5 protein-coding genes and 2 tRNA genes are annotated in these 6,597 nt (G+C 63.7%); 4 read left to right on the top strand and 3 right to left on the bottom strand.

Annotated elements, in window-relative coordinates; all coding sequences use genetic code 11:
* Positions 1–221: 221 nt before the first annotated feature.
* Genes AYB31_RS17555 through AYB31_RS17565 form a run of 3 tightly spaced genes read right to left on the bottom strand, consistent with a single transcriptional unit; the run spans position 222 to position 3,749 of the window.
* On the bottom strand, positions 222–1,115 hold the full coding sequence (locus AYB31_RS17555; RefSeq protein WP_068830091.1) for an EamA family transporter: 894 nt from the start codon (positions 1,113–1,115) through the stop codon (positions 222–224).
* 44 nt (positions 1,116–1,159) lie between these two features.
* Entirely contained in the window at positions 1,160–2,650 is a 1,491-nt protein-coding gene (locus AYB31_RS17560; RefSeq protein ID WP_162493013.1) for an MDR family MFS transporter, read from the bottom strand.
* 49 nt (positions 2,651–2,699) lie between these two features.
* Entirely contained in the window at positions 2,700–3,749 is a 1,050-nt protein-coding gene (locus tag AYB31_RS17565; RefSeq protein WP_068830095.1) for an HlyD family secretion protein, read from the bottom strand.
* Between the two features lie 106 nt (positions 3,750–3,855).
* On the opposite strand from AYB31_RS17565, the gene AYB31_RS17570 reads away from it, so the two are divergent.
* The 4 genes from AYB31_RS17570 to AYB31_RS17585 all read left to right on the top strand — a co-directional run bounded on the left by AYB31_RS17570 (position 3,856) and on the right by AYB31_RS17585 (position 6,595).
* Positions 3,856–4,776 carry a LysR family transcriptional regulator gene (locus AYB31_RS17570; protein WP_068830096.1) on the top strand — a complete coding sequence of 307 codons (921 nt, stop codon included), beginning with the start codon at positions 3,856–3,858 and terminating at the stop codon, positions 4,774–4,776.
* A gap of 26 nt (positions 4,777–4,802) precedes the next feature.
* Positions 4,803–6,287 carry a glutamate--tRNA ligase gene (gene gltX / locus AYB31_RS17575; RefSeq protein ID WP_068830098.1) on the top strand — a complete coding sequence of 495 codons (1,485 nt, stop codon included), beginning with the start codon at positions 4,803–4,805 and terminating at the stop codon, positions 6,285–6,287.
* Positions 6,288–6,398: 111 nt separating this feature from the next.
* A tRNA-Ala gene (locus AYB31_RS17580) sits at positions 6,399–6,474 on the top strand.
* 48 nt (positions 6,475–6,522) lie between these two features.
* A tRNA-Glu gene (locus tag AYB31_RS17585) sits at positions 6,523–6,595 on the top strand.
* Positions 6,596–6,597 lie beyond the last annotated feature (2 nt).

The raw sequence follows: 6,597 nt of genomic DNA on the forward strand, positions 1-6,597 counted from the left end.
CCGGCCGTCGAACTGGCCGATCGTCCGGCACGCAAGCCGCGCCCGTCGGCACCGGCCAAGCGTACGCCGAACGGCGATGGCCAACGCCCGGGCTTCGGCCGCAAGCGTTGATCGCGGCACGATAGAAAAGGGCTCCCACGGGAGCCCTTTTTCATGGGCGCTGTGGGAGCGACTTCAGTCGCGAAAATTTTTCGCGACGCAGCCGCTCCATGGTTCTTAAGTCAGCGCCGACCAAAGATAATCAGTGACACTCCGCCCAACACCGCGCCACAGGCGAGGGCGGCCGTAAGGCTGAGCTGTTCGCCGAGGATCAGGTAGCCGAGCAGCATGGCCACCAGAGGATTGACGAAGGCGAAGGTCGACACCAGGCTCGGTCGCACTTCGCGCAGCAGCCAGAAATAGGCCGGGTACACCCCCAGGCTGACCGGTAGTACCAGATAGGCCAGCCACAGCCAGGCGTCTATCGACAGGTTCTGCAGCGCCAGGCCGTGCCAGTCGTCATGCAGCCAACCGAAACCGGCCAATACCGCGGCGCCGACCAGCATCTGTAGGCCCAGGCCGGTGCCGGCGGAGCGAAAGGCCGGACGTTGGCGCAGGCGCCAGGCGCCGATGGCCCAGAGCAGGGTGGCGCCCAGCACCAGGGCGCCGGAGAACCACTGCATGGGGCCGGCATCGTGAGCCAGGCGATCCCTCATCAACAGGGTGATACCGCCACAGGCAATGGCCAGGCCGAGCAGTACCCAGAAAGGTGGGCGGCGATCCAGTAGCCACTCCAGGGCCACACTCCATAGCGGCAGGCTGGTGTAGAGCATGGCCAGCATGCCGGTCGGCAGGTACTGGTTGGCGTAGATCAGGGCGCCCTGGCCCACGGCGATCAGCAGCAGTCCCCCCAGCATGGCGCCGCCCCAGTCGCTGCGCTGCACGCGCAGGTCGCCGCGCAGGGCAATGAATGACAGGGCGAGCAGGCCGGCCAGGGTGAAGCGCAGGGTGCCGAGAACGAAGGGCGGCAGTTCGCGCAGCAGGAAGTGATTGGCCAGGTAGGTCGTGCCCCAGCCGATGTAGATCACCAGAAAGGCGCCGATCAGCAGCAGCGAGCGGTTAGGCGAAACGGACATGCAGGGCTCGAAACGAAACCACGCCGCAGGTGCGGCGTGGTGGGTCAGTGGGCTGCGCCGCCAGTGGCGCCGGCAGGCAGTTTTCGCGTTAGCAGCACGGCAAGCATGCTGATGGCCAGGGCCAGGCCGACGAAATGGAAGGCGTCATTGTAGGCCATGATGGTCGCCTGCTGGTGGGTGATCTCGCTCAGCTTGGCCAGTGCGGCCTGCTGGCTGCCGAGCTGCTCGGTGAGCAGGTTGAGGCGCTCGTCGACGGCGGCGTTGCCAGGCACCAGGGCTTCGCGCAGGTAGTCGAAGTAGGTCTTGGCGCGGCTGTCGAGGAGGGTGGCGAGCAGGGCGATGCCTATCGCGCCGCCCAGGTTGCGCAGGATGTTGAACAGGCTGGAGGCCGAGCCGGCGTCCTGTGGCTGGATATAGGCGGTGGCGATCAGGGAGACGGTGACCATCACCATGGGTTGGCCCAGCGCGCGAATGAGCTGGATCTGGTTGAATTGCGGGCCGGCGAAGTCCGGGTTGAGCACGCCGGAGAAGAAGCTGGCCGCGCCGAACAGGGCAAAGCCGAGCGCACACAGCCACTTGGGTGAGATCACCTTCATCAGCTTGGGCACCAGCGGAATGAGAAACAGCTGGGGAATGCCCATCCACATGATCACTTCGCCGATCTGCAGTGCGTTGTAGTTCTGGATCTGCGCCAGATACAGCGGCAGCAGGTAGATCGAACCGTACAGGCCGAGACCGAGGCCGACGCTGGAGATGCTGGTCAGGCCGAAGTTGCGTTCGCGCAGGATGCGCAGGTTGATCAGCGGATTGTCGCGAGAGAGTTGCAGGATCACGAACAGGATCAGGCTGATCAGCGCCACGCTGCCGAGGCCGACGATCAGCTGTGATTCCAGCCAGTCCTTGCGATGACCCTCTTCGAGAAAGACCTGCAGGCAACCCAGGCCCAGGCCCAGGGTGACGATGCCGGCATAGTCGGTGCTTTTCAGTAGCTCCCAGTGCGGCGCCTTCTTCTCCAGGCCGTACATCAGGCCGGCAATCATCAGCAGGCCCGGCGGCACGTTGATATAGAAGATGTATTCCCAGCCCCAGTTTTCCGTCAGCCAGCCGCCCAGGGTCGGGCCAATGGACGGGGCGAAGGTGGCGGTGATCGCAAACAGTGCCATGCCCTTGGCCCGGTGATGCTCGGGCAGCTTGATCAGGGTCATGGTGAAGGCCAGGGGAATCAACGCGCCGCCGGTGAAGCCCTGCAGGGCGCGGAACACGATCATGCTCTCCAGGCTCCAGGCCATGGAGCAGAGCAGCGAGGAAATCAGGAAGCCAATGGACACCCACACCGCCAGGCGGCGCGCCGAGAGCAGTTGGACCAGCCAGGCGGTGAGCGGAATCATGATGATTTCCGCTACCAGGTAGGAGGTGGAAATCCACGAGCCTTCCTCCAGGGTGGCCGACAGCGCACCCTGGATATCCTTCAGTGAGGAGTTGGTGATCTGGATGTCCAGTACGGCCATGAAGGCGCCGAGCATGGCGCTCATCACCGCGATCCAGTCGCGCCTGCTGGGTTCTCCCTCGGGGCGCAGGAGGGCGTCAGCCGCCATGGCGGGCGTCGCTGGAGATGTCCACCTTCACTTCCACTGACATGCCAGGGCGGATTTTGCCGGCCAGCGGGTTGTCGGCGGCGAAGGTCAGCTTGACCGGGATGCGTTGTACCACCTTGGTGAAGTTGCCGGTGGCGTTATCGGGCGGAAGCAGGCTGAACTGCGCGCCGGAGGCGGCGAACAGGCTCTCGATATGGCCTTCGATGGGCGTGTCCGGGTAGGCATCGAAGATCAGTTCGGCGCTCTGGCCCGGCTGCATGCGGCCGATCTGGGTTTCCTTGAAGTTGGCCTGCACCCAGATTTCATCGTTCGGCACGATGGATAGCAGGTAGGCGCCGGCCTGCACCACCTGGCCGGCTCGCGCCGAGCGCTGGCCGATGGTGCCGGCGATGGGGGCGTGGATTTCGGTACGGGTCAGGTTCAGCTCGGCCTGGGCTACGTCCGCGCGGGCGTTGCTGATCTGTGCCTGCAGACGCTTGACGTCGGCCTTGAGGGTGTCGATCTGCTGGCGCTGGGCGGCCAGGTCGGCCTCGGCCCTGGCCAGTTGCGAGCTGGCCACGCGGCTGTCGGCGGAGAGGGTGGTGACCCGCTCCTCGGACACGTAGCCGGGCTTGCGCAGCGTTTGCGCGCGGGACAGGTCGATCTGGCTGCGGTTGAGGTTGGCCTGGCTGGCGGCGACGTCGGCCTCGCTGGCGGCAATCGTGCTGCTCTGCTGCTGCAGGCGGCTCTGTGCCTGGGCCAGTTCAGCCTCGCGCGTCTCCAGTGCGGCGCGGGCACGCTCCAGGGCCAACTGGAAGTCGGCCGCTTCGAGTGTGGCGAGCAATTGGCCTTTCTCCACCTTCTGGTTGTCGTGCACCAGAACGCTTTCTATGCGTGCGCCCAGCTGGCTGGAGACTCGGGTGATCTCGCCTTGCACGTAAGCATTGTCGGTCTCTTCGTGAAAGCGGCCGATCAGCAGCCAGTGGCCGAACAGGCTCAGGCCGACCAGGGCCAAGATGACAATAAAGATGGAGAGGCGGCGTTGCAGTTGCGCAGGCATGAGGAAAGCTCGAACGGCGGGCGTAAGTGCTGGTCAATCTAACAGTGTTGCTGTGGATGATGTAGACGGTAGAATTCGCAAACTTTGTTGCATTTGGGGAACAATCATGGGGTTGGACGATGCGCTGATCTTCACCCGAGTGGTGGAGTGCCATAGTTTTACCCAGGCGGCGCACAGCCTGGGCATGCAGAAATCCACGGTCAGCCGGCGTATCGCCCTGCTCGAGGAGCGCTTGGGGGTGCGCCTGCTCAATCGGACCACGCGCAAGCTGCGCCTGACCGAGGTGGGGCAGGCTTATTACGAGCGTTGCCGGCAGATCATGCTCGACTTCGCCGAGGCCGAGCAGGCCGTGATGCAGTTGCAGCAAGAACCATCCGGATTGTTGCGCATCAGCGCACCTATCGAGTTCGGTCAGCTATTTCTCGGTAGCGTGCTGGGGCGCTTCATGCGCCAGTATCCGCAGATCAGTGCCGAGGTGGAGCTGACCTCGCGGGATGTCGATCTGGTCGAGGAGGGTATCGATATCGCCATGCAGGTCGGGCAGCCGCGCGATTCCACGCTGATCGCGCGCAAGCTGTTCGAGACGCCTCGCCATCTCTGTGCCAGTCCGGACTATCTGGCCCTGCATGGCACGCCGCAGACGGCGCAGGAATTGGCGGGGCATCGCGCCATTCATCTGCCGGCGGACTCGCCGCGCTACTGGCCGCTGCTGGATGAGCATGTTCCCTGCCAGCGGGTGCTGGCCTGCAACAACATTACCCTGGCTCGTGAGGCTGCCCTGGCTGGAGCCGGTATCGTGGCATTGCCAGTAATGATTACCGAGGATGCGGTACGCACCGGGCGCCTGATCCAGTTGTTGCCCGAGGCGCGCCTGCCCATTGGTGAGTTGTACGCGGTCTACCCGTCGCGGCGTTTCCAGGCGATGAAGGTCAAGACCTTCCTCGACTTTCTCATGGCCAGCCTGCCGCTGCCGAACACCGGGCTGCTAGAGCCCACGGTGGCCAGCCTGCTAACATTGCGCCCCTGAATCTCCCCCTGCTTTCGAGACTTGTCATGACCAAAGTCCGCACCCGTATTGCGCCGTCGCCTACCGGCGATCCGCACGTCGGTACCGCATACATCGCCCTGTTCAATCTGTGTTTCGCCCGCCAGCACGGCGGCGAGTTCATCCTGCGCATCGAGGATACCGACCAGCTGCGCTCGACCCGCGAGTCCGAGCAGCAGATCTTCGACGCCCTGCGCTGGTTGGGCATCGAGTGGAACGAAGGTCCCGATGTGGGCGGCCCGCACGGCCCGTACCGGCAGAGCGAGCGCGGCGCCATCTACAAGAAATACTCGGACGAACTGGTCAGCAAGGGCCATGCTTTCCCCTGCTTCTGTTCCGCCGAACGCCTGGACCAGGTACGCGCCGAGCAGATGGCGAAGAAGGAAACCCCGCGCTACGACGGCCACTGCATGCACATCGCTCCGGAAGAGGCGCAGCAGCGTATCGCCGCCGGTGAATCGCACGTGGTGCGCATGAAGGTGCCGAACGAAGGCGTCTGCGTGGTGCCGGACATGCTGCGTGGCGACGTGGAGATCCCGTGGGATCGCATGGACATGCAGGTGCTGATGAAGGCCGACGGCCTGCCCACCTACTTCCTGGCCAACGTGGTCGACGACCACCTGATGGAGATCACCCACGTCCTGCGCGGCGAGGAGTGGCTGCCGTCGGCACCGAAACTGATCAAACTGTACGAGTACTTCGGCTGGGAGCAGCCCAAGCTCTGCTACATGCCGCTGTTGCGCAATCCGGACAAGAGCAAGCTGTCCAAGCGCAAGAACCCGACCTGCATCACCTTCTACGAGCGCATGGGCTACATGCCCGAGGCGCTGCTGAACTATCTGGGACGCATGGGCTGGTCGATGCCGGACGAGCGGGAGAAGTTTTCCCTGGCCGAGATGATCGAGCACTTCGACCTGTCGCGCGTTTCCCTCGGCGGGCCGATCTTTGATGTGGAGAAGCTGTCCTGGCTGAATGGCCAGTGGCTGCGCGAGTTGCCGGTGGATGACTTCGCCAAGCGCGTGCAGGACTGGGCCTTCAACGCCCAGTACCTGATGCAGATCGCGCCGCACGTGCAGCAGCGCGTGGAAACGTTCAGCGACATAGCGCCGCTATCCAGCTTCTTCTTCAGTGGTGGTGTGCAACTGGATGCCAAGCTGCTGGAGCACAAGAAGCTCAGCCCCGATCAGGTGCGCCAGGCCCTGCAGTTGTTGCTGTGGGAGCTGGAAGCACTGCGCCAGTGGGACAAGGAGAAGATCACCGCGAGCATCCAGTTCGTCTGCGCGGGCCTCGGCCTCAAGCTGCGCGACCTGATGCCGCTGATTTTCCCGGCCATCACTGGCAAGGCCAGCTCGGTGTCCGTTCTGGACGCTATGGAAATCCTTGGCGCCGACCTGTCGCGCTTCCGCCTGCGTCAGGCCATCGAGCTGCTCGGTGGCGTCAGCAACGGCGAGAGCAAGGAGTGGAAGAAGCTGCTGGAGGGTTTTCGCGGCTGATGCAGGGGGAGGGTAAGTGGTTGTTCTGCCTTCAGAATTTTTTCAGGCTCGACGAAAAATTGTGTTGACAGGCTATGGCCTCGCCCCTATTATGCGCCCCGTCCAAGCGACGGGGCTATAGCTCAGCTGGGAGAGCGCTTGCATGGCATGCAAGAGGTCGACGGTTCGATCCCGTCTAGCTCCACCAAATTTGCCACCGAACGAATTCCAGCGCGTTCGAGTGAATGAAGGTTTCGTCCCCTTCGTCTAGTGGCCTAGGACACCGCCCTTTCACGGCGGTAACAGGGGTTCGAGTCCCCTAGGGGACGCC

Origin of the sequence: Pseudomonas sp. BMS12, assembly GCF_001592875.1 — a bacterium.
In the GTDB taxonomy this organism is placed as follows: domain Bacteria; phylum Pseudomonadota; class Gammaproteobacteria; order Pseudomonadales; family Pseudomonadaceae; genus Aquipseudomonas.